General features: G+C 58.7%; 16 protein-coding genes. 9 read left to right on the top strand and 7 right to left on the bottom strand.

What is annotated here, in order from left to right:
- Positions 1-174 precede the first annotated feature (174 nt).
- Both J3P91_RS15175 and gapS1 read left to right on the top strand, forming a co-directional pair.
- A complete protein-coding gene (locus J3P91_RS15175; RefSeq protein ID WP_434600912.1) occupies positions 175-636 on the top strand; it encodes a hypothetical protein in 462 nt (153 codons plus the stop codon).
- Between the two features lie 27 nt (positions 637-663).
- A complete protein-coding gene (gene gapS1 / locus J3P91_RS15170; protein WP_434600911.1) occupies positions 664-2253 on the top strand; it encodes a GapS1 family protein in 1590 nt (529 codons plus the stop codon).
- A 114-nt stretch (positions 2254-2367) separates the two neighbouring features.
- Here the strand turns inward: gapS1 and J3P91_RS15165 are convergent, their stop codons facing one another.
- From J3P91_RS15165 to J3P91_RS15150, 4 genes are all read right to left on the bottom strand, one after another.
- The gene (locus J3P91_RS15165) at positions 2368-2709 is read right to left on the bottom strand and encodes a hypothetical protein (protein ID WP_434600910.1); all 342 of its coding nucleotides are present in this window, start codon (positions 2707-2709) and stop codon (positions 2368-2370) included.
- A 324-nt stretch (positions 2710-3033) separates the two neighbouring features.
- Positions 3034-3468 carry a hypothetical protein gene (locus tag J3P91_RS15160; protein WP_434600909.1) on the bottom strand — a complete coding sequence of 145 codons (435 nt, stop codon included), beginning with the start codon at positions 3466-3468 and terminating at the stop codon, positions 3034-3036.
- Between the two features lie 149 nt (positions 3469-3617).
- Positions 3618-7346 (bottom strand): hypothetical protein, encoded by a 3729-nt coding sequence (locus tag J3P91_RS15155; RefSeq protein ID WP_434600908.1) that lies wholly within the window; start codon positions 7344-7346, stop codon positions 3618-3620.
- Positions 7347-7814: 468 nt separating this feature from the next.
- Positions 7815-8729 carry a LysR family transcriptional regulator gene (locus J3P91_RS15150; protein WP_434600907.1) on the bottom strand — a complete coding sequence of 305 codons (915 nt, stop codon included), beginning with the start codon at positions 8727-8729 and terminating at the stop codon, positions 7815-7817.
- A gap of 257 nt (positions 8730-8986) precedes the next feature.
- Between J3P91_RS15150 and J3P91_RS15145 the strand changes: the two genes are divergently transcribed.
- The 5 genes from J3P91_RS15145 (at position 8987) to J3P91_RS15125 (ending at position 18073) form a co-directional block, all read left to right on the top strand.
- Entirely contained in the window at positions 8987-10012 is a 1026-nt protein-coding gene (locus tag J3P91_RS15145) for a zinc-dependent alcohol dehydrogenase family protein (RefSeq protein WP_434600906.1), read from the top strand.
- A 676-nt stretch (positions 10013-10688) separates the two neighbouring features.
- Positions 10689-12173: a hypothetical protein gene (locus J3P91_RS15140; RefSeq protein WP_434600905.1), complete on the top strand. Its 1485-nt coding sequence runs from the start codon at positions 10689-10691 to the stop codon at positions 12171-12173.
- A gap of 75 nt (positions 12174-12248) precedes the next feature.
- Positions 12249-13646 carry an aminotransferase class I/II-fold pyridoxal phosphate-dependent enzyme gene (locus J3P91_RS15135; RefSeq protein ID WP_434600904.1) on the top strand — a complete coding sequence of 466 codons (1398 nt, stop codon included), beginning with the start codon at positions 12249-12251 and terminating at the stop codon, positions 13644-13646.
- 92 nt (positions 13647-13738) lie between these two features.
- Entirely contained in the window at positions 13739-15385 is a 1647-nt protein-coding gene (pgm, locus tag J3P91_RS15130) for a phosphoglucomutase (alpha-D-glucose-1,6-bisphosphate-dependent) (RefSeq protein ID WP_434573965.1), read from the top strand.
- Between the two features lie 219 nt (positions 15386-15604).
- Positions 15605-18073 (top strand): UvrD-helicase domain-containing protein, encoded by a 2469-nt coding sequence (locus tag J3P91_RS15125; protein ID WP_434600903.1) that lies wholly within the window; start codon positions 15605-15607, stop codon positions 18071-18073.
- A gap of 215 nt (positions 18074-18288) precedes the next feature.
- On the opposite strand, the gene J3P91_RS15120 is transcribed toward J3P91_RS15125, so the two are convergent.
- Together J3P91_RS15120 and J3P91_RS15115 are read right to left on the bottom strand one after the other, a co-directional pair.
- Positions 18289-18567 carry a DUF1652 domain-containing protein gene (locus J3P91_RS15120; RefSeq protein WP_003201764.1) on the bottom strand — a complete coding sequence of 93 codons (279 nt, stop codon included), beginning with the start codon at positions 18565-18567 and terminating at the stop codon, positions 18289-18291.
- 209 nt (positions 18568-18776) lie between these two features.
- Positions 18777-20219, bottom strand: coding sequence for an MFS transporter (locus J3P91_RS15115; protein WP_434600902.1), 1443 nt, complete (start codon positions 20217-20219; stop codon positions 18777-18779).
- A gap of 129 nt (positions 20220-20348) precedes the next feature.
- Between J3P91_RS15115 and J3P91_RS15110 the strand changes: the two genes are divergently transcribed.
- Complete coding sequence (locus tag J3P91_RS15110; protein ID WP_434600901.1) at positions 20349-21269, top strand: LysR family transcriptional regulator; 921 nt, start codon at positions 20349-20351, stop codon at positions 21267-21269.
- Positions 21270-21285: 16 nt separating this feature from the next.
- On the opposite strand, the gene J3P91_RS15105 is transcribed toward J3P91_RS15110, so the two are convergent.
- Positions 21286-21510 (bottom strand): YgdI/YgdR family lipoprotein, encoded by a 225-nt coding sequence (locus J3P91_RS15105; RefSeq protein WP_434573973.1) that lies wholly within the window; start codon positions 21508-21510, stop codon positions 21286-21288.
- A 220-nt stretch (positions 21511-21730) separates the two neighbouring features.
- Between J3P91_RS15105 and J3P91_RS15100 the strand changes: the two genes are divergently transcribed.
- Complete coding sequence (locus tag J3P91_RS15100) at positions 21731-23383, top strand: VRR-NUC domain-containing protein (RefSeq protein ID WP_434600900.1); 1653 nt, start codon at positions 21731-21733, stop codon at positions 23381-23383.
- The last annotated feature ends 5 nt before the right edge of the window (positions 23384-23388 follow it).

The following is a 23388-nucleotide window of genomic DNA, read 5'->3' as shown; positions in this document are numbered from 1 at the left end:
GAAGCTTTCCTTGCAAACAATATGTACGGAGTGGCCCAGAAGCTTCTGACACGAAAGAACACCTTGTACCACCCCACGGACGGTGACGCACCAATGTCGATAGACCAGGAAAACATGATCAATGACTGGTTGACTTCGCTGTTGGGCCATCGCTTGGATTATTTGAGCTAGACGGTGAAAGACCAAGCGAGGGTGGGCAGTTCTGCCTCGAAAAAACGGGTAGGGGAAATTGATGGTGGCATTTACGTAGGCACGAATTGCATTTCCATTGTCGAGACCTTCCGCCTGCGCCGTTTCGAACGCAAGACGGCCGAAGACCATCTCAACAAGATCGCAGGATACAACTCGCTGGGGGTTACCTCCATTGCCATTGTCGTTTACTCGACCGGCAACTTCCGGTGTTTGTACTCGGAATACGAGCGGTGGGTCAATGAAACCATTTATGCTGGGTTCGACAGTCGGGGCACCCTCACGCTTGATAAAGACCGTCCTCATTTGAGAGGATACCGGGAGACGCGGCCGGTGAACGGCTCGGCTGTCCATATTTATCACTATCTTCTGGATCTTCGTCTGGACTCGGTTGACGACAGCCATGAGGCCCCTGCCGTTAACCTCACAGCCTTAAGGCGTGCTTGAGTTTGTTTGCATCACAGAGGACATTTAATGAATATAAAGCACTCGATCCTGGATACAGTTATTGGGGACCAGGGTACGCCTAAAGTCCAGCGTCCTAGTAGCACTAAGTCTATTACGGATGAGCAGTTTTATGCGCAGCTCAAACCAATCAGGAATAAATTCAGAAAGTATGAGCCCGTCAGCGTCCTGTCAGCTTCCATGGGCTTGCTCTACCGCGAGGAAATAGAGCAAATCAACCAGATAAGGAAGCAGCCGTGGATTCATCTGGTATTGCTGAAATGGGTGTTTGTGGATGATCAGGTCTCCCAAAGTGGTCGTCCTCGAATAAGCGATCAAGAATTTGATGAGCTAATCAATAAAATCTATAGGCTGTCTTGGGATGGCCGAAAACCCAGCCAGTATGAAGATCTGACGCTCTTCTTTCGAGCGCTCGCTGCGCAGCAATTTTTATATCAGAACAAAATCAATTTGGATGCTATCGCTCGCCAAAATCAGTTGTTTCTCAATGTAAACGAAGAGCATTTTTTTCAGAGAGCTTTCGTCAAAGCAGTGGGGTTGCCGATATCCTCATTCATACGGCTGTCATTGGGGCTTTTAAGCCGTTTTATGGAAGATGGCTGCCTCCCACTCTTTCGACGAGATTACTTTTCACCCATCGAGCACGAGATCGATTCGAAGCATGTTGATGCTTTTTTGAAAGCCATATCGATTCCTATTTCTGAATTGCCCGATACGTTGCGCAATCAAGATTCAAAGATGCGTCGAATTAGTGAGTTTATCGAGGAAACTCCTTTTCTCAGATTCCCGCTGCTAAAGAGTATGGATTATTATTGCTGTGTCTATCCTCAATTGCTTGCGAAAAATCTCGATCACTTCGTTTTTGATACGTTGAAAAAAACAGATAGTGAGAAGTTTAGGCTCAACTTTGGAAGACGTTTTGAGGCATATATCGGTGGTATGATCGCCACCACAGGTCTGGTGTACCGTGATGAAAAGGCTCTAGAGAAAAAACTAGTAGAGAAGGGTAAGCTGGTTGATTTCCTGGTCGTAGATGGAGATGCCAACATTTACATTGAGGCCAAAGCTGTCGAAATGGCTCCTCGTGGTAAAGCTGCTCATTTGCGAGAGGTAGTGCGGGGGGCGACCTCGACTTCCTTGCTCAAGGCTGTTGAGCAGGCCCACGCCGTCAACGAAAGGCTTTTTGCTCTCGGGGACGCTGACCTAATCATCAGAGCGAGGCCTGAAACGTATCTGATTGTGGTGACCTACAAGGAGCTATACATCGGAAACGGTGTCAGCTTGGCTAGTGCTGTAGGACAGGAAGAGTTGAGCGAGATTTACGCTGCCTACTCCGAGAGCCTCCAGATACCGGTGCAGCGCATGTTCTTCCTCACGATCGAAGAGCTTGAAAAATTGCTACAGCTGGTGATGGAGAAGAGGTTGGGCTTGCTCGAAGCCCTAAAACGCGCCGAAGCCACAGACAGTGATCCAGCAAAACGTAAATTCATCTTTGCTCAACATCTCTCAGAGTGGCCAGAGAGCGTAGGTATGCCATCCCCCCACGCCGAAAGTTTCATCCCGGTGATTGATGGTCTGATAAGCGTCTTCAAAGAGTGACTGCTCCTTCGGCCTAGAGCACTCCAACCCTCCTATTGAGGGGCGATGGTGTCCGCCTATTTCATAGCGGACGCGATCTCAATCCTGGGGCCCCCCCACGCCACTGACGCTTTGTTAGAGCACAGGCCGAAGCGTGTCATCCATCTGCTTCGTCAGGCCGTTAATTTCCTTGCAGAGCGCTTCCAGTTGACTGTCCATCCTGGGGATGCTCTGACCTAACAGAATTTCGATTTGTTGGTTGGTCAACTCCATGTGAAGGCCGTCGGGCTTGAGGACCATAGTGGCTATGAGGGCTTGCGCGATCCCCTCCACGACATTTGCGTGCATGTAAGTCACAGCCACGGCTTGCTTCCATAGCTGATTTTTTATGTCGGCAGGGGAGGCTGATTCAGGCTCGCTGATGTGGTGGATCAGATGGATAAATGCGTGTGACGTGGACCTATCGCTGCCAGACACCAGTGTCTGCACCTTCGAAGATTCGGTCAGCCTCTGTACTGTCGATTCGTCCCTCCGAATCTAGCGCCTCACCAATGGCCCCGGCCATTAGCGTAATCGTTCGCCGGATTGCGTACTGCTTCACCTCATCCAAGGAGCCACAACGTTCGGTCAGGTCGTGATCTGCTTTTCCGTGGTAGCGGTCAATATCCTGATAATGAATCGAGATGCGCTGCCCCGCGAATCCCATCGCTTCAGCTACGACAAGTGGGCCGCTTCGTGACGAGTAATCCTAAGAAGCTGTTGCTGATGTTCTGAGATTTCCATGCTGATTCTTCTACAGCTTCACGCTAAATCACGAGATCCGCAGGTGATCTCCGTATCCTTCGTTCGCCTCTGTGCGATCGAGGCAGGAACGTCGCCCAGGTGCTCAATGTCTAGAGGCACGGGTGGCATACGCACGCGGATATTCATTTCGTGCCCGTATTCATGGATAAGGTAATTTTCTACTTCATTGATATTTGTCAAAGCGAGATCGCTTAGTTGTCCGACATAGAGTTTCGCTCCATGCCTGAGACACCCTTCGATCCAGTGCCGATAGCCCGAGTTGTACCTACCGGTTGCATGGAGGTCGCCAATCTGGCGTTTACCGCCGCCGAAAAAGCTGTTGTGTGCTTTTCCCCAGTAGAATGGCTTATCGTCCCATTCGTGAAGGTAAATGACGCGATGGCGATCTTTCGCCTCATCGTACGTCAAGCAGAGTTGCCAAGTGATCTTCATCTGTAATGTCCCCGCATGGATAGCCCGCGATGCCGACTTTTAAACAGGACCTGTCAATATCGTCAATGGGCTCATGCTATCGGCCTGACCCGATATTTGGACTACTCGATGCCAGTGGGCCCGTAGGAATCGAGCGGTTATGAAACGCCTTACTCAAACCCTCTGGCAAAAGGCTCTTCATCTTCCGCGCAAGCTAATGCGTTGCTGATGTCGTTGATTGTCTGGTTGTACCTTGCAGGTGATGAGATCCGCGCGCAATCCAACTGCTTAAGCAGTTTCAGCTTCACCTCCGAACTCTCTCTGCGATTATGAGAAACGTAGAGCACATCTAGAGCATCGAGTAATTCATCCAGTACCTCGTCTGGGGCCGGCGCGATGGCGAGCAGTTGGGTGGCCAGTTCGCTCCACTCGAAGGTTTCGTTCGGTGGCGTTTTGCGCAAGGGATTGATCATGCTGGCGAGCAGCGGACAGCGAGTAAGGGATTGCGTATTGCACCAAGCCAGCAGTGCGGCCAGAGGTGCCCGCATGAAAACATCCCTTTCTACCGACCTGAAATGGTGCAAGAAGTCTTGGGCTATCAACGTGGTCTCGGGGTCTGTGCAGCAAAGCCTGTCCAGTACGGTGGCGGGCTGTACCTGCAGCAGTCCTTCAAGCAGGTCGCCATAGGCGTAAACGTTGACGTTGCGAACGCTCGGATGAACAACAAACGCACCACTCAATCGCTGGGCAATCACTGCGCCTTCAGCACCTTTCAAGGCAATAGCTACCAGCTCGCCAATGTTTCCGGGCATTCTGGAGCCTTTGTCTTGGGGGAACAGATACACCTCCAAAATCGCCCGGATAGTCGGTGCCCAGCGCGCACCTTCCGTGGCAGCATTCGTCAACATGCGCTGCGAGACAAGCTTCAGCGCGACACGAGCCCCACCCGGCAGCTCATGGAGGGTATGAATGAAACGCTCCAGTTCAATGAAGTCGATCTGCGCGTAGAACGTGCTATGGCCGAAGAACCCAAACGCCTTGATCGGGGTGCTGGCAAGGGCAGCGTGAAGGCGCGGCATTGTGCGAGCATTCATCCCGATACAGCCGTAGATGATGGGTAGCTGATCATTGAGCTGTGGGTAGTGAGGCAGTGCATCAATCAAGGTATCCGCCAGCGCCTCATCTGTTTCTTGCGTTGCCTGAATAAAGTCGAGGATGAAGCGCAGGTTCGAGGGTTCAGGTGCAAAGCTGTCCAGTACCTTTCTCCAGAGCACCAGTGGCTCGGGTGCCTGCGCGGCCAACGCGGCGCCAAACAGTTCGCCCCCCTGCTTATCATTGACCAGCGTCGGCAGCAGCGTGTCCAATGTTTCGGGCTCGCCCAGGAGCTCTTTGGCCGTGGCCTTGAGCGTGTCGAAGTAGCGCTGTTTTGCGGTTGCGTCCATGTGCTCCAATGCACCGCTACTGACGCTCTGGTACTCAATTATCTGCATCACGCGATCCGTCAGGTGCTGTGGAGACAGCGAAACGTCCAGCGCGCTGAGCTGGGCCAACACCTTCGGATTAAAGCGCTCGTCAGTTTCACCCAGGGTTTTGCGCACGGCGCGCGAGCCCTCAGGCCAGTAACCGGATGCGGCGATGTTGCGGTAAAGGGTGTCCAGTTCTGCCGACACCGGCTCGATCAGCCAAAGGTTATGTGATTGCTCTGCGATGACGTTGCGTACTGCAAAGCCCTGGTCGTTGTTAGAGAGCGCAATGGGGGTCGCGAACTCCAGGACGGTGGAGAGCCATTGCTCAACCTCTTCGACGCTTTGCGGCGCAAAGCCTGCGTCGTACAGCGACCCGCCGCCAAAGTAGCTGCCGATCACTTTGAAATAGCGGGTTTCCAGCATGCTTTTCAACGCCAGATAACCTGCTTGCCGCTCGTGTGCGTACGCGCCATTGATCAGTTTGCCGACGACCTGCAGTCGGGCCGAGACCGTGGCCCGGGTGCCCGACCAGGCCATGGAAAACAGCGAGCTTATGACGTCCTCGACGCTATTTTTTTCAGCGTTGGAATTGTCCCCCTCCAGCAGTTTGACCAGCAAGGTGAGCGTTTTTTCGAAGTCCTGCGCCTCACGCGCGAGGAAGTGCAGAAGCAGACTCAGGTCATGCTTTCTTTTAAGCAGCGAAGAGTCTTTCGACCGCGTGGCCTTTTCGATAAGTACGAACGTGCGCGTGCGATCCAGGGGCGCCACACTGAACAGCATGTCGATCTGCTCTGTGCCAAGCGTTGCGGGGTCGGCGAGCAGCCCGCCGGGGCTCAGCCATTGATTCGCAATGGCTTTGGCGGTCTGATTGCCATCCAGAAAACCCAAGCGACGTGCAAATGATCTTGCAAGACGAGGTGTCTGGTTGTTCGCCAGGTGCGTAAGGAGTTCTTGCATCGATATCTCCTCCAAGGCCTGGGCGGCGAGTCGATTGGCGATGGCTTGTGGCAGCAATGCTCTCCAGCGACCGCGCTGTTGGATGATGCTGCGGCGCTGCAACTTGGCAAGATTGGCGCGGAACGTGCGCACCCGCATATCTCCCAGCCTCGCTAGCATTGGGATCTCGCAAGGGTGTGCGTGGTCCCCGGCATCGTCACCGTTGAATGAGTAAACCAGTGAGCAGACCTTGGCTACGGTCAGCAGCTCGTTAGAATCGTTTTCTTTCTGCAACACGATTTTGCGCAGCAGGTGATCATTGTCGAACGAGGCGATATGACCGGTTTTCGTGGCAAGCATCAGTGCGATGCGCGCATTGCCCCCGGCGAACTCGCAGATCCTTTGGATATTGGTGTCGGAGAGTTGCGGATTATGTTCCGCCACCAGTGTCGCAATCACACTGGGATGCGCAGGGTTTAATAAAAAGTAATCCTGGGCCTCGGTATCGCCATCGCGGATGTCGTGTTCCACCGTGATGACACTGAGCGTGCTGTCTGTAGCGCTGACAAAGTCGGCCAATTGTTGATGGAGCTCGGCGGGGCAATTGTCTACGATGAGAATCGCTGGGCGTTTTTCCGCCTGGAGGCGAGTCGCCAGTTCCACGGGGTGTGGATCGGGAGCATTGCTTTGGTCGGTATACATGGCAACGGCAGGTGCCAGGCTATTCACACCGACGTCTTTGTCGAACAAGGCTTGGACCAGGCGGGTCTTGCCCACGCCGGAGAGCCCGAGCAGGCGTACGGCCCGCCCAGGCCCGGACAACCGATTACGTATTTCATTGATGACCGACACCGTGGATAGCGTGCGACCGTGGTCGCTCTTGTGCAGTTGGACATGCTCCTCGGGCACGTAGTATGTGCGCTTGCCGTTGACCCAGGACTCGGGATAGCAGGATCGCCAGCCTTTCAACGGTCTGCCGATTTTCTCGCGTACCCAGGTGGCCATGCCGGGGTGAGCGCGTACCCATGTAGCGATGTGACTGCTGTCGTAGAATTGCAGCGACAACTTTTCGGCATCCGCACAGTCATGCAGGGCAGCGGACATTGCGGCGAGCCGTTCCTTCAGGGCAGAGTCGGTGGTGGATGCTGCACCGCTGAGGATGATGTAGGCGCCGTTGTTTTTCGCCAGATCGGCGATGACCGGGCGCAGTTGACCCTTCGGGCGCATTTCGCTCGTGATTGACGCAGCGGCCATATTGGATTTCTTGACCTGAATACCCGTGCGATTACGCGGGATGAAGCCTTGCACCGGATTGGCGAGAGGGATTTCAATCACGACGTCGAGACCACCGTCCGGGCTGTTCTGATCGCCGCCCCAACGCACAAAGGCCGTCGATAATCCGCCGGCCCTCAGCTCAGCCCCACACAGCAAACCCACCAGGCTGCGCAAATCTTTGTCGTTGAGCCGGCCAATATCTTCATCGGTGATATCGAACATGTGCCTGGATGCATCCATCATCAAGTTATTCAGGCTCGCATGTTGCCAGCTTGTAGTTCGTTGCGAACAGTATTTTTGCCTTCCTGGTAGGCCGCGGCGGATGTAGAAAGGGGACGGATTTCTCTAGCAAGCAATAAATCCGTCCCCCTTCTAGGGAACGCTTTAAAGGCACCGGTGAAGGCGCGGTCAGGCCTTTACGGCAAGCAGCTCAGAACTTGCCGTCCACGCCGATGCGGAACGTGTCATTACGTTTGTCGCTACCCAGGGCTGTCTTGTAGGGGGCGCCCATCTACCGGGCAATTCTTCGACAGGGGGCTGCTGGAGCTTGGGCTGGGGGGCATCCTTTTCAACCCCCCCAAAGCATGCCCCCAGATTTGCCCCCAGGTGTCTCATCCTCTGGAAGTGGATAGATCTCCATGGCCTATGAAAAGGCAGAAATGATCAGCCGAACAGCCTGCCAGACGACGTCTAAAGACTCTCAGGGTCCCCAAAAAACATCTGAATCCGCGATCTCAACCAGCGTTCGCCCGGGTCGTTGTCCTGGGAGCCGCGCCAGGCCATGTGCAGTTCGAAGCTGCGCACCGGGATCGGTGGGTCTTCAGCGCGCACGCCGCCAGCGGCGGTCAGTGCTTCGGCGGTGTAGTCGGGCACGGTGGCGATGATGTCGGTGCCTGACAACAGCGTGCTCAGGCCGTTGAACTGCGGTACGGCCAATACCACATGGCGCTTGCGGTCGAGCTTTTCCAACTCTTCATCAATGAACCCGCTCAAGTCGCCGGCAAAGGACACCAACGCATGGGGGCGGGCGCAGAATTCGTCCAGGGTCAGACGTCCCGGCGCGGTGTCGGCGCGCAGCACTTTCGGCGAGCTGCGCCGCAAGACCTTGCGCTTGGCGTTGGCCGGCAGGTCGTCGGTGTAGCTGACGCCGATGGAGATTTCGCCAGAGGCCAGCAAGCCCGGCATCAGGATGTAATTGACCCGGCGCACCACCAGCACGATGCCTGGCGCTTCGGCCCGCAGGCGCTTGAGCAGCATCGGCAGCAGGGCGAACTCGGCGTCGTCCGACAGGCCGATGCGAAAGACCGAGGTGCTGGTGGCAGGATCGAATTCCGCCGCCCGGCTGACCGCCGTGGAAATCGAATCCAGGGCCGGAGAGAGCAGGGCGAAGATTTCCACCGCCCGCGCGGTGGGCTCCATGCTGCGCCCGGTGCGCACGAACAGCGGATCGTCGAACAGGCTGCGCAGGCGCGACAGCGCGGCGCTGATGGCCGGTTGGCCGAGGAACAATTTCTCGGCGGCGCGGGTCACACTGCGCTCATGCATCAATGTTTCGAACACGATCAACAGGTTCAGGTCGACACGACGCAGGTCATTACGATTCATCTGGGGTCCTGGCAGATTCGGCAAGCTTGACGTGGGCGGCCATATGGGAACAATGGCCGGCATGAATCTTACGGGGAAAGGCTGGTACTCTGCACCGGCTAATTGCATTTTTCAGGGCGGGGTCCTACAGGGCCGGTTCAGTTTTCTTGCTGCGGAATCAATGACAGGCATGTCGACTATTAATAGCCACTGATGGTCTTGGCTACAAAGCCCGGATAGAGTTCATGGCATTAGAGGTTACTTTGACGAGGTTTGCGATGTCCCGCACGATCCGTTTTCACAAGTTTGGTGGTGCCGAGGTGCTCAAATGCGAAGAGCATGCGGCGGCTCTTCCTGCGCCAGGAGAAGTGCAGGTCCGCGTCGAAGCGATCGGCATCAGTTGGTACGACACCCTGTGGCGCCAGAACCTGGCATCGTCCCAGGCGCGCCTGCCTTCAGGCCTGGGCCATGAAATGGCCGGCGTGGTGACAGCCGTCGGCGACGGGGTCGATGACTTGGCCGTGGGCGACAAAGTCGCCAGCTTCCCCGCCGAGAGCCCGAACGATTATCCGGTGTACGGTGAGGTCATCGTCCTGCCGCGCACCGCTTTGACCCGCTATCCCGACGTGCTCAGCCCGATCGAAGCCGCGGTTCATTACACGCCGCTGCTGATCGCCTATTTCGCCTACATGGACCTGGCAAGGGTCAAGCCCGGGCAATTTGCGCTGGTGACCGATGCCAGCCATTGCGCCGGTCCTTCCTTCGTGCAACTTGGCAAGGCGTTGGGCGTGCGGGTGATCGCCGCCACCAAGACGGCTGAAGAGCGTGAATACCTGCTGTCGCTGGGCGCCGAAAAAGTCATCGTCACCGAAGAGCAGGACTTGTTGATGCAAATCAACAAGCTCACCGACAGCCGTGGCGTCGATGTGGTGTTCGACGGCTTGGGCGGGCCGCAGATGTCGCTGCTCGGCGATGTCCTGGCGCCCCGTGGCAGCCTGGTGCTGTATGGCTTGCAGGGCGGCAACCAGACACCGTTTCCAGCCTGCGCGGCGTTCCAGAAGAACATCCAGTTCTTTGTCCACTGCATCGGCAATTTCACCGGCAAGCCGGAGCTGGGCATTCTCCAGGACCAGGTCGCGTTGCAACGGGCGTTGCGTGATATCAACCAATTGACCGCCGACCGTGTCCTGTTGCCCCTCAAGACTCGGGTGTTTCCGTTCTCCGAGTTCGTCGAGGCCCATCGGTACATGGGCGAATGCCCTTGCCGTGAACGCGTTGCCCTCCAGGTAATCGACCCCGCCTGATTTCCTCTCTTGCGCAAGAGTCATCGTTTCGACTCTTGCGCTGTTTTCGGCCGCCCTGGCCAGTCTTTTTGACCGTTCTGTGTGTCTGTCCTTCAGCAGGCCTGCGCATAACTGCGCACGAATCAACGACCCTGTTTACTCTCGTCTGTCGAAAGGCGGCATCTTGCAAAAAGCAACTGAACTGGTTTTTGCCGCCAATCTGTATCTTTTAATCATTACTCAAGTCTTGATAATTGAATACTGACTTTCGAACTCAAGGAGGAATTGCTGCGCAGCACTCGTCTGCGCGGCCGTCTGCTGTTTCTTGTTCCTATTTAAAGTGTCCGGGGTGTTGTTTGCCCTGGGTCGCCTGCTGCCTTGAAGAAGATTATCTTGGCAAGAGGTAAAGCGTCGCTCGGCATATTCCTTGTTTTCTGTCTCCATTGTCTGTGGGACGCTGTAAGAAATCTCCTAGGACGGTTTGGTAGGTGGGCGAAGACCAATGAATACGGGTGCTTTTGGCGAAAAGAGAAAAGCAGGGGGCACGATTCATACATGTGTAGATTAATTACATCGCGCGAAAGCAAAGTGTATCGTCAATACTCTTAATAAATGGCAAAGGCATTCACCCGACTGGCGCGTCGAGCAACAAAGTGGTGTGGGTGCGGCGTCGATAAACGGATTTTAGGTAAAAGTTATGAGTGCAATTCATCAGCAGGCAATGACTTACGTATATCAACAGGTATTGCAACGCTTGTTGGAATTTTATTCCCGTGCGGAACGGACCGCACTGCAGCTTCTGGTCCAGCGATTGATCGTCGCCGCTGGCGGTATTGATCGAATCGGCACCTATCGGGTGCTGGTGGCCCAGAATGGCAGTCGGGAGGGGTTCTATGCGCTGACGGCCCTGCGCGCCGCGCAGTTGAGCATTGCTGGCCGGCATCCGACGACTTTCGACCTGCGCGTCGCCACGCCACGCCTGGGCGAGATGACCCAGGCCACCCTGGAGAATATCCACTGTTGCTACAGCGCTCTGTTTCTCTACGACGACCCACGGGTGGAGCTACTGATGGCGGACAATCGAGAGGTGGTGCCGTTTGATCGCTCCAAGCCGTTATCGGCGCAAGGGCGCGAGGCCAATCGCACTGACATGCTGATGCTTGGGCACCTGCGTTCCTCCGACAGCCTCCTGGGCGTGGGCGACGAAGGCTACCTGGCGATGGCGGAGTTCTACAAGAACATGGCTCGCTGGGATGCGGGCGTGGATTCATGGGTCAGTTGCGACACGCCACGCCAGCAAAAGCAGTTCCTGTCCGGGTTGCGCCGGGCGACCCGCAAGATCGGTCTGGTGTTTGAGCCCGTGGGTGGATTCGACGGCCTGTTTGCCCAACTCGATTTCCTGGGCAGTGACCTGTTCCGGCGTTTTTATGGCCAGGAGCACCTGGGTGTCTGGCAACCCGAAGGGCGGCTGGAGGCCTGCCGGCAAGTGGGGCACATCCGTATTGATGATCTGATCACCGAGCGGCTGGAGGAAAGCAACTGGGCGTTGTTCAGCGAATTCCTCGGCGTCAGCTCCGATGAGCTGGTTGCGCCATCGCTTGAGCATGAATACCTGAGCCCGTACCTCTCGGCCCACCTATGTGGCTTGCAGGCCTGTCATCAGCAGGAACGCGGCTATGCGGCTGGCTACACCGATTATGTGCAACGCATGATCATGGTCATGCACCGCAAGCGTATGCCGGAGCCCGTCTGCCAGCAGGTCCAGGGGCTGTTGGGTTCACCGTCGGAGATTCCCGAGCGTCGAACCGTGATCGCCCTGGAAACGGAAAAAAATCTGAATCTGAACGAAACGCAACTGGTGTGCATGCTGTTTGCGCCCTTCGTTGAAAAGGGCGCCGGCCTGGAGCATTTCCTGCGGTGCTGTCATCCCGGCATGCTGGTGGGCATGCCCGATCTGCACAGGGCGTTGCGGGGCGGCCCGGTCACGGATCAGGTGGCGCATTGGATGGTCGATGTCAGTGGCCTGCCCGTTACGATGCTGTGCAAGTTGTACCGGGCCCGAATCACCACGCCGGAGCCGGAGATCATCCGGGCGGACCCGCAAACGGCCATGGAGCGCGCTGATACGGACCAGGGCGGGCAGGGCGCCGATGATCCCGGCGAACGTGCAGCGCGGCGCTGAGGGACGGGGTTTGACGTATTTTGTCGCGATCGCCCGGGCCCGGTTGGTGAAGGTTCGGTTCGGCGGCCCAGTCTCATGAAGGGCCACCGTGAAACAGACTTCACCTACCAGGCGGTTTATCGGTACCTGACGAACCTGATCAATGAGCTGGGCGCTGATGCTCGGGTGCGTCTGCCGTCATTGCGGCAGCTGGCGGAGCGCCTCAATGTCTCCATATCCACCATCCAGTACGCTTATTCCCTGCTGGAAAAGGAAGGGCGGGTCTATTCGATTGCCAAGTCCGGATACTACGCATTGCCGATGGTCAGCGTTTCCACTCTTGGCGATGGCGATGATTTGCTGGAGACCCTGTACGTCAACGCGCGTCGCCCAGGCATGCTGGTGCTCAGCGGTGATGAACCGGCTTCGTTGCAGCCGCTCGACAGTCCGCTTCTGTTGCTTGAACGCGAGCTCCTGCGCCAGTACCCGCGCGCTTCACAACATCCGCTGCAGCCCTGGGGAGAGCAGGAGTTGCGTACCGCACTGGCGGCACGCTACACCTCTTCACCGTCGCGATGCTGGAGTGCCGATGACGTCTATATCGGCGCTGACTTGCGCGGCGTTCTGGAAATCCTGATTGCAGTGCTGGCACTCAAGGGCAATACGGTGCTCGTGGAGTCGCCCTGCGAATGGACCGTCCTGCGTTTGTTGCAAGCGGCCGATATCCGCGTCATCGAGCTGCCCTTGCTGGCCGAGGGGGAAATCGATATTGAACAGTTGGAGCGGTTGCTGGCGAATGAAACGGTATGCCTGATGGTGGTGTCTTCGGTGTTGAGCATGCCCAGGGGCAGGTTGAAAAGTGCAGCCGACCGGCGAGCACTGGCGCGTCTGCTGGAACAGTACGGCACGTGGGTACTGGAGAACGACAGCCATACGGAGTTGGTATTCGAGCCCGGCGCGTTGCCTTTTCGAGAGTGGCTCGACCCGGACCGGCTGATCGTGTATTCCACCTTCGAGACAACCATAGGGGCCGAGGCGCCCTACGGTTATGTGCTGTCGCGTCAGCTGACGCTGATGTTGCAGCGTCATTTCCTGTTGCGCGCATTTCGTCTTTCGCCGATTCGCCAGAAAGCGATTGCGCGTTTATACAACAATGGCCGGATCGACCAGCATCTACTGGTATTGCGACGCCTCCTACGTGAAAGCGCCGCGTCGGCGACGCAACTGTTGCGCGAGCGAGTCGGAAACTGCCTGGAATGGGAGGAGCCCGAGGGCGGCGCAACAATCTGGGTACGCTCTTCACGCCAGGTCGATCTGCGGCGGGTTTTCCAACGGCTGCTCGCCCGGCGAATCGTCATCGCGCCGGGAGAGCTGTTCAGCACCCAAGGACGATATGACCAGCATTTTCGGTTGGCTCATGCTCTCGACGGCGTGGGCGGCCGGGAAGCGGCCTTCTGCGCACTGGCCGAGGCCTTGAGGCTCGAACAATTCTGATCGCGGGGCGATGGATCGAACCCGTCGCGTGATGGTCGAACTGTCAGTAAACTGCCTTCATTTTTCCGAGCCACTCCATTCCGAGGTTTTGCATGACAGTCAGTCCATTTGCGGGCAAGCCGGCGCCGGCAGAGTTGTTGATCGATATCCCGCGACTGGTGACGGCGTATTACACCGGCCGGCCCGACGCCTCGATTGCGACCCAGCGCGTCGCGTTCGGCACTTCCGGGCATCGTGGCAGTTCGTTCGATCTGGGGTTCAACGAATGGCACGTACTGGCCATCAGTCAGGCGATCTGCCTGTACCGTGAAGCCCAGGGCATCGACGGACCGCTGTTTGTCGGTATCGACACACATGCACTGTCGACTCCGGCGGGAGCCAGCGCGTTGGAAGTGCTGGCCGCCAATGGCGTGACCGTGATGATCGCCGAGGGTGACGAGTACACCCCGACGCCAGCGATTTCCCACGCCATCCTGTGCTACAACCGTGGCCGGACCACTGGGCTGGCTGACGGCATCGTCATTACGCCGTCGCACAATCCGCCACAAAGTGGCGGCTACAAATACAACCCCACCAATGGCGGTCCGGCCGATACCCATATCACCAAATGGATTGAAGCCAAGGCCAACGAGCTGTTGGCCAACCAGTTGGCCGGCGTCAAGCGCATCAGCTACGAACAGGCACTCAAGGCGGAAACTACTCACCGTCACGATTACCTCAATACCTACGTGGCAGACCTCGGCAACGTCATCGATTTCGACGCGATCCGTGGTGCAGGGCTGCGCCTGGGCGTAGACCCGCTGGGCGGCGCTGGCGTGCGCTACTGGCCCGCCATCGCCGAGCACTATCGACTGGACCTGGAAGTGGTCAACACCCAGGTGGATTCCACCTTCCGCTTCATGACGGTCGATTGGGACGGGCAGATCCGCATGGACCCGTCCTCCAGCCACGCCATGCAAGGGTTGATCGGTTTGAAGGAGCGCTTCGACGTGGCCTTCGCCTGCGACCCGGACCATGACCGCCACGGCATCGTGACGCCGAGTGGCGGCTTGCTGGCGCCGAACAATTACCTGGCGGTCTCCATCGATTATCTGTTCCAGAATCGGCCGCAATGGCGTGCCGATGCGGCGGTCGGCAAGACAGTGGTCAGCAGCGGCCTGATCGACCGCGTGGCCAAGCGCCTGGGCCGCCGCCTCTATGAGGTGCCGGTGGGCTTCAAGTGGTTCGCCGACGGCCTGTTCGATGGTTCCCTTGGCTTTGGCGGTGAAGAAAGCGCCGGAGCCTCGTTCCTGCGCAAGGATGGCGGCGTATGGAGCACCGACAAGGATGGGCTGATCCCGGCCTTGTTGGCCGCCGAAATGACGGCTCGCACCGGTCGCGACCCAAGCCAGGCCTATCGCGCCCTGACGGACGAGCTGGGCGAGCCGTTCTCGGTACGTGTCGATGCCAAGGCCAGCCCGCAGCAGAAAGCGCTGCTGAGCAAGCTGTCGCCGGATCAGGTCCAGTCCACTGAACTGGCGGGCGAAACGATCCAGAGCATCCTCAGCCACGCCCCGGGTAACGACCAGGCCATCGGGGGCCTGAAAGTCATGACCGAAAATGGCTGGTTTGCCGCGCGTCCGTCCGGCACCGAGGACATCTACAAGATCTACGCCGAAAGCTTTATTGGCGACGAGCACCTGAAACAGCTGGTGGTCGAGGCCCAGGCGCTCGTGGATGGCGCGATTTCCGGGCAGTGATCGAGTCCTTTCGCGAGCAGGCTCGCTCCCACAGGTAATCTGACTGTGGGAGCGAGCCTGCTCGCGAAGGGCCTAGTCCCCTGAAATAGCGCAATGCCAACCTGCCATGTCACTTTCATTTCATCGTCTAAATAGCTGACAGCAAAGCTTTTGGCTGGAATCCGGCTGCAAATCCAGACACCATAGCCCTCATGGTTCTGAACACCGGAGTCCTTCAGCGTGTCGCAACACACTCCCGATCTTCCTCCCGAACTCCTGCCACTGGCCCAGATGCCCTGGCTCAAGCGCCTGGCTGCGCGATTTTTTGGTCATGGCCTGACGCGCCTGCGCGCCCAGCATCGGGCGTCCTGGTTGCATGGCCAGGCCGATGGCTTTCGTAGCGGGCACACCGCGGGTTTTGATTATGGTTTCAAGGAAGGCAAGGCCGAAGGCCTGGAAGAGGGGCGTCAGGTCCTGCTGATCAGGGATTGGCGCAGCACCGAGCATCCGGGGCCCAAGGTCGACGATCTGTTGTTCGATGACTGGCGCCTGCCGCTTACCGCCGAACTGAAGAAGCGCATCAAGGCCGACGTCGCGCGCCTGCTACCGGCGCATGCGCAACCCAGCAGCGCGCAGTGGAAGATGATTTTCAGCGACACCCCGGCGACGTCGGTCGTCGCGGGGGCAGGCGCAGGCAAGTCCACAACGCTGGTACTGCGCATCGTGCTGCTCTGTCATTACTTGGGGTTCGAGCTGGATTCGATGACCGTGGTCACGTTTACTCGCGAATCGCGCAAGGACTTTATGCAGAAGCTCATCGACATGTTTGCGCTTTGGGGGCGTACGATCAGCCTGGCGCAGGCACGCGAGCTGGTGCGCACGTTCCACTCACGAATCCTGCCCATGGTGCGCAGCCTGCCTGGATTCGAACGGCTCCAGGCCTTCGAGGCGCTGAGCCTTCGCGCCGGGCCAAGTGACGATGGCGCCTTGGCCAGCCCATTCGACTTGCGCATCAACGAGGTCCAGCGCCAGCACCTCAACACCTGTTATCACAGCCTCTACAAGCGTGACGAGCGTTTCCGCGAGCTGATCAAGCCGCTTTCCCGGCACGCCTTGCAGCTCAAGACGCTGGAGCGCGATCACCCGGATGTGCAGAAGCGGATAGCCGTGACTGAACTGGCGGCCCAGCGCGACGAAGCACTGTGCGACGCGATCGAGGATCTCTGGTTCAAGGCGGGCGCCTGGCCAATCAAGGGGATCGAGCCGAAACGCCAGGCCTTCGAAGTCAATGGTTCCAGGTTTCATTGCCACGGTTACGTTCCTTCGCTGGACGCCTGGGTAATGCTGGGTTTCGATCCACGTGAAGATTCTCAGCTCAGCCGGCCCGGCGCCAAGCTGAGCCTGCGCGCGGAATGGGCTGTAAAGCGGACCCTGTTTCAAGCTTTCTGTCGTAAGCCATTGATATGGCTCGACAGTTATGAGGAATCCAGGCGCGTATTGGCCTCGTTGGCCGGGGATGCCAGTGCCGGGCCGGGGTTCGATTACAAGGTCAAGGGAGAGCTGGGCTCCGCCCCTTTGCTGGACTGTTTTGTCGCGGCGGCAGGGTTCATCGAGAATCTCGGCCTGGATGTCCCTGATGCCGTGGGCCAGATGAGTTTCTCCCATGACGATCCCGATCGGTATTTCTTCGAAGCGTTGAGCCGCTTCTGGCGCGCTTTCGAGGATCATCTGCTCGACCAGTCGCCGCCGGTCATGACCTACAACCGCATGTTTGCGCTGTTCAGCGAGCATTCAGAGGAAAACTTCAAGCTGCTCGATGACGCGCTGTTGCGGCCGATGGCCCACTTGATGATCGACGAGTTCCAGGACGTTTCGCCGCAGATCGTCTCCTGGCTCCGAGCGAGCCTGCGCGAAGTGCGCAGGCGCGGTACCGCCCTGCACGTGGGGCGCGCCGCCCAGCGTTCTTCGCTGTTGTGCGTGGGTGACGACTGGCAATCGATCTATGGCTGGCGGGGCAGTTCGCCGAGTTTCTTCATGGCCTTCAACAAGCAATTCCCGTCCCCGGCCAGCACGCGGGTGATGCTCACCGAAAACTACCGCAGCCATCAATACATCATCGACGCCGCCGAGCATGTCGTGCGCGCGGCGGCGGCCATGCCTGGCAAAAAAGCCAAGGCCAGCGGCGTGCCACGAACGCCAAGTCCGGTCAATGTGCTGGATCGGGATGACGAAGGGTTGGCGCGGCGGCTTGATGAGCATTACCGGAAGGGTGATTCGATCTTGATGCTGTATCGAAGAAGTAGCGACAAGTCATTGTTAGAAAAGCATATTCAGCCAATAGTTAATGTTGATTCTAGCTTGCCGATGCCAATGAGACGCTTCAGGCAAATGACTTATCACAGCGCGAAAGGCCTTGAGGCGGATGCGGTATTCCTTCTGGGTGACTGCCAGCATCTGACCAGTTCGCCGTACAAGAACCAGGTCTACCGGATGGCCGGGCTGGGCCAGGACGGCGACACCGAACCGTACGACACGGCGCAAAAAGATGAGATTTTGCGCCTGGCCTACGTGGGGATCACGCGGGCGGTGCAACATTGCTACTGGTATGTGGACGGCCAGGACAGTCAAGCCGCCAACGCGCCCAGAGCCTCGGACCGTGTCGCGGCGGGCAAGCCATTCTTTGTCGATCATCGCCGTGCGCGCGGCTGATACGTGTCACAGTCGATAATCACAAAAAAGCCCGTGGCGAGGGAGCTTGCTCCCGCTCGGCTGCGGAGCAGTCGTAAACCTACGGGTGCGGTGTGCCTGATACTCCGCATTGGCAGGTTTGGGGCCGCTTTGCAGCCCAGCGGGAGCAAGCTCCCTCGCCACGGGTTTGTCGATTGCCTTGAGTGAACCGCATCAGTGAATGTGGGCTTTTTTGTTCAGGAAGCAAATCGTCGCAAGCCAACCGGCGGTACGAAGGCTTCAAGCTCGGCTTCCACCGCTTCGATGATTCGCTCCACATCAGGCGCGTTCATCACGGTGGCGCAGGGGATGCCTGCAATCGCGATCATGGTTTCGCCGCTGGCACGGTCGAACAACCGGGCCACCATGCTGCCCGGCGCATCCATGCTGGCCTCGAAGCCCATGGGATGGAAATGCCAGCGCATCAATTGGCAGGCGTTGGGGAACGTAACCTTGCTGAAAGATCCTTTATTCATCTGTAGCCCGCCTTCTTCATCAAGCGCTTCCGTTTGCTCATGTCAGGAAGGAAGAGCCATCATGGCCCTACCAGTGAGAATTAAAATAGCACCGGAAAATGAAGCTGATGTGGATTTTTTCAGTCCGTTTGGCGATTGGTTCAGTTTTTTTGATCTGGATCATGACTTAATCGGGAATGTTCAGAATGCCATCATCGGTTGCATGAGGTTTATTGCCGTTGGGACGACGGCTCTGGATCGCGGTATTTCAGCGCAATCAGCAGTGCCAGGCCCGCCATTGCGAGGGCAATGGCGAAGGTGACGTGCAAGCCGTGGGCCGCAGTTTCGGGTGTTGTAGCGCCGATACCGTTCGTCGGCAAAGCGCTGGCGAAGACTGCACCTAGCACCGATGCGCCAGTAAGGAATCCCAGGTTGCGCGACAAGTTGAGCAAGCCGGCAATGGCCCCCCGCTGATGGGCGGGGAGCTCGGCCATGACCGATGTATTGTTGGCCGTCTGGAACATCGCATAGCCAAGTGTCGTGACTACAATGGCCGCGGCATAACCGGCTATGCCCAAGGCGGGAGGAACCAGCGACAGCAGCAGACAGCCGAACATCAGGGTCGTCAGCCCGACAAGACGCATGAGGCGCACGCCGAAACGGTCCGTCAGCCGCCCGGCGGGCATGCCGGCGAGGGCGGCGACACACGGCCCTGCCGCCAACACCAGGCCCACCGTTGTCGGAGGCAACCCGAGGGCGATGGCGAGATAGAACGGGCCGACCAGCAGGGTCGCCATCATGATCGCGGCGACCAGCGCGCTTGTAGCCAGGCCCGAGACGAGCAGGCGGTCGCGAAACATCGGCAGCGGGATCAGCGGCGACGCGAGTCGTTTCTGCGTCCGGACGAACCATCCGCCGCTCAGGACCGCCGCCAGCAACAGGCCGATATTCAGTGCGCCAAAGCTCCCACGTCCGAGTGTCATGGCCAGGGCATAAGCGCCCAGTGTGAAAGCCAGCAGGAGCGTGCCCAGGCCATCGAAACCCACGCGCCCGGTCTTTTGCGCCGGGTATCCGGCAGGCAAAAAGCGCCAGGCCAGCAACAGCGTCAGTAACCCGAGAGGAACGTTGATCAGAAACAACGCCTGCCAGCCGAACCCGCTGATCAATATGCCGCCAAGGGACGGCCCGAGGGCGGTGCCGACCGCTGACAGCGTGGCGAGCAGACCCATGGCGCTGCCGGTCCTGGCTTTGTCGACCGTTTCGCCGACGAGGGCCAGGGTCAACGTCATCATGATGGCCGCGCCCACGCCTTGCAGGGCCCTGGAAGCGATCAGCAGCCACAACGACGGCGCCAGGCCACACAGGGCCGAAGCCAGCGTGAACAGCGCGATGCCCGCCAGCAGCAGCTTGCGGCGCCCGATCAGGTCGCCCAAGCGTCCGAGGCTGACGATCAGCGTGGTGATCGCCAGCAGATAGGCGAGGACCACCCACTGGACCAGTTGGAAGGACGCATCGAATGCCTGGGCCAGCACCGGCAAGCCGACGCTGGCGACGCTGGCGCCCAGGGATGCGAGCAGCGTTGCCAGTGCAAGGCTGGCCAGGGCTCCATGTGCCTTGCGCTGCGGTGGATTGTCGGCATTTGTTGACAGGTGATCTGCAGTAACGGGTTTCATCGTGTCCTCTCTGTCTGCGGCTCCTTCGGCGCAGCTGTCAGAACGGTACGCCGAGGCATAACATGGCGGAAGACGCAGCGGTTGCATGTTATAGCTGCACACAACGCCACCTGTGATCGAGTCCCGTCAATGTCCGCACCCGATTTGAATTTGCTCCTCACCCTGGATGTGCTGCTGTCCGAAGGCAGCGTGGCTGGTGCGGCGCGCCGGCTGCGCCTCAGTCCTTCGGCCATGAGCCGGGCATTGGCGCGGTTGCGCCAGGCCACTGGCGACCCGTTGCTGGTGCGGGCCGGGCGGGGTCTGGTGCCAACTCCGCGCGCGCTGGCGTTGCGCGAGCAGGTCAGTCAACTGGTCCAGGACGCCCAGGCCGCGCTGCGCCCGGAGCAGGCGCCGGATCTGCGTCGAGTGATCCGAACCTTCACGCTGCGTACCCGCCAAGGCTTCGTGGAGAATTTCGCGCTGGAGCTGATTGCCCGAGTCAGCGAACAGGCGCCAGGGGTTCGGCTGTGTTTCGTCGACAAGGCCGATAAGGACAGCACCGCGCTGCGCGAGGGCAGTGTGGATCTGGAAACCGCCGTGGTGGATGAGCGCACCCGTCCGGAGTTGCGCACGCAGGCGTTGTTTCGAGACCGCCTCATCGGCGTGGTTCGCCCGGGGCATCCGCTGAGCCAGATCGAGGTGAGCGCTGCCGACTATGGGATGGGCGCGCACATCGGCGTGTCCCTGCACGACCTCGATCATGGACCGATGGATCAGGCATTGGGGGCATTGGGTCTGTCCCGTGAAATCATCACCAGCGTCCCGGGCTTTTCCGCTGCGCTGGGGCTCGCCCGGTCCAGCGACCTCATCGCCAGCGTGCCGGAGCGCTACACCACCCGCTTGCGCACCGGCATGCACAGTTTCGCGCTGCCGTTTGCGCTGCCCGGGTTCACTATCGCGATGCTCTGGCACCCGCGTATGGATGCCGATCCGGTGCATCGCTGGTTAAGAGGTTGCATGAGAGAGGTTTGCGCGGATCAATACGCGCGCAAAAAACCTGGGGGGCAATAAGCCTGGAGGAAACGGTTCAGTCTTCCTTGCGAATCGTCGCCACTTCATCGGCGCGGACCCGGACTTTGCGGCCAGAAATGTCTTCGAATTCGTAGAAGCCATCGGCGGTGCGGGTGTTCGGCGTGTCCTCGGTCAAATACTGGGTACCGTTCTGCAAGGTCACCACGGTCGGCGAGGCGCAGCCGGCCAGCGCCAGCAGCGCGGTGACGACCAAGGGCAGGCCCAGAAACCTGATGTTCATATCCATAACCTCTTTCGAAAGGACGCAGCCCGGCTGATTCGACCGGGCCATCACTGAGTTAACCGCCATTGGTCTCGCTTGTTGTAGGAAAGTTCATCGCACAGGGAAGGATTTCTCCTTTAAATATAGGCGACCGCTCATCTTTTGCAGTTGCCTGGGCCGCGAGTAGCTGATATCTGTACGCATAACCAGTGTTTCAGCATGCGTGGCGCTTTTTTCCGTGACAGCCAATCCCCTTGACGACCCCTTTTATTACCTGAACAACTTCCAGCGGGTCCTCGCCTGGTTGACGCAACGCTATGCAGACGTATTGAGTATCGAAGAGCAGCGGTTTATCGATGATTTCATCGCTTTGCCGCGTCCGGCCCAAGGCTTGCTGGTGCGGATGGTGATGCGCAAGGGCCTGCACTTTCGTCACACCAAGCTGCGCTATGCGGAAATTGGCGACATCGCCGACGCCGTGGCGCCGTTGTTGGCGCTGGGCTGGGTCGAAGAGCAGGCGTGCCTGAGCCTTGTCGAACTGTTCGATATGCTGCTCAAGCCGGAAATACTTCTGTGCCTGGGGCATCTGATCGAGCAACCCAAGGCACGCAAATCCGAATGGCTGCACACCCTGAGTGATCAGGACGGCCAGCCGCAGCCGTTTCGCGCCTGGTGCCCGCAACTCGAAGAGCGGCTGTACAGCCTCACGGTGATGGGGCTGTGCGACCGTTTGCGGTTGATGTTCTTCGGCAATCTCTATCAGGACTGGTCGGAGTTCGTGCTGGCGGACCTGGGTATCTTTGTCTATGAAGCCGTTGAGTTCAGCGCCGAGTCCCGGGGGCTGCGCAGCCGCGAGGACATCGATGCCTGTGTCTTCCTGCATGAATGCCAGCAACGCTTCGACGCCGGCGAACCGCTCGAACCGATCATCGCCCGGGTCAATGCCCTGGAACTGGACAATCCCTGGCTTGAGCGGCGCCGGGGCAAGCTGTTGTTCCAGCTCGGCCAGCATTGCGAACGCATCGGTGATTTTGCCCAGGCCCTGAGTCTTTATCGCGGTTGTACCTACCCCGGCGCGCGACTGCGAATGATCCGTGTGCTGGAGCGCATCGGCGAACATGCCCTGGCCCTCGAACTGGCTGAAGCCGCGGCCCAGGCACCACAAAGCGCTGCCGAGCGCCAGGCCTTGCTCCGGATCGTGCCCCGACTGCGGCGCAAACTCGGCGGCCCGCCGGTGGCCCGCGCCGTGGCCAGGGAGGTCGAACGACTGGACTTGCATCTGCCGCGTGTCGACCCGACGTTGTCGGTGGAATATTACGTCCAGGCTCATCTGCATGACGAAGCCGCCCCGGTGCATTACGTCGAGAACAGCCTGGTCAATTCGCTGTTCGGCCTGTTGTGCTGGCCGGCGATTTTCGCGCCGCTGCCGGGGGCTTTTTTCCACCCGTTCCAGCGCGGCCCGGTGGACCTGCTGAACGAAGATTTCCATGACCGTCGCGCCGAACTGTTCGCGGCCTGTTTTGCCGAGCTGGACGACGGGCGCTATCGGCAGACCATCCGTCAACGTTACGCGGAAAAATGGGGCGTGCAGTCACCGTTCGTGTTCTGGGGCGCACTGTCCGAAGACCTGCTGGACCAGGCGCTTGACTGTCTGCCGGCCGAACATCTCAAGCGCTGGTTCGGCCGTCTGCTGCTGGACATCAAGGCCAACCGCGCCGGCATGCCCGACCTGATCCAGTTCTGGCCGCAGCACAAGACCTACCGCATGATCGAAGTAAAAGGCCCCGGCGATCGCCTGCAGGATAACCAACTGCGCTGGCTGGAGTTCTGCCACGAACACCGGATGCCCGTCGCCGTCTGTTATGTGCAATGGGCGGAGCAGGGCGCGTGACCGAG

The organism is Pseudomonas sp. Z4-7 (assembly GCF_051131965.1).
Taxonomy (GTDB): domain Bacteria; phylum Pseudomonadota; class Gammaproteobacteria; order Pseudomonadales; family Pseudomonadaceae; genus Aquipseudomonas.
This window is presented reverse-complemented; position numbering and strand designations above follow the sequence as displayed.